The following is a 389-nucleotide window of genomic DNA, read 5'->3' on the forward strand; positions in this document are numbered from 1 at the left end:
GCGTTCATCCTGAGCCAGGATCAAACTCTCCAATAAAGTTAGTTTGTCTAGCATCTAAAATAAAAATTGACGTTTCACGTTGTTTGTTTCGTTCAGTTTTCAAAGAACTAATGGTGGAGCCTAGCGGGATCGAACCGCTGACCTCCTGCGTGCAAGGCAGGCGCTCTCCCAGCTGAGCTAAGGCCCCAAACAAGTATCGGGAAGACAGGATTTGAACCTGCGACCCCCTGGTCCCAAACCAGGTGCTCTACCAAGCTGAGCCACTTCCCGAAAGAAAACGCGCCCGAGAGGAGTCGAACCCCTAACCTCTTGATCCGTAGTCAAACGCTCTATCCAATTGAGCTACGGGCGCATATGGTGCCGAGGGCGGGGGTCGAACCCGCACGGTG

At 53.0% G+C, this 389-nt stretch carries 3 tRNA genes; all 3 read right to left on the reverse strand.

Annotation, left to right across the window (positions count from 1 at the left end):
- Nucleotides 1-111: 111 nt before the first annotated feature.
- A tRNA-Ala gene (locus MR143_RS32745) sits at nt 112-187 on the reverse strand.
- Between the two features lie 9 nt (nt 188-196).
- A tRNA-Pro gene (locus MR143_RS32750) sits at nt 197-270 on the reverse strand.
- A gap of 8 nt (nt 271-278) precedes the next feature.
- A tRNA-Arg gene (locus MR143_RS32755) sits at nt 279-352 on the reverse strand.
- Between the last annotated feature and the right edge of the window lie 37 nt (nt 353-389).

The organism is Bacillus cereus group sp. BfR-BA-01347 (genome assembly GCF_022663835.1).
Lineage (GTDB): Bacteria > Bacillota > Bacilli > Bacillales > Bacillaceae_G > Bacillus_A > Bacillus_A thuringiensis_K.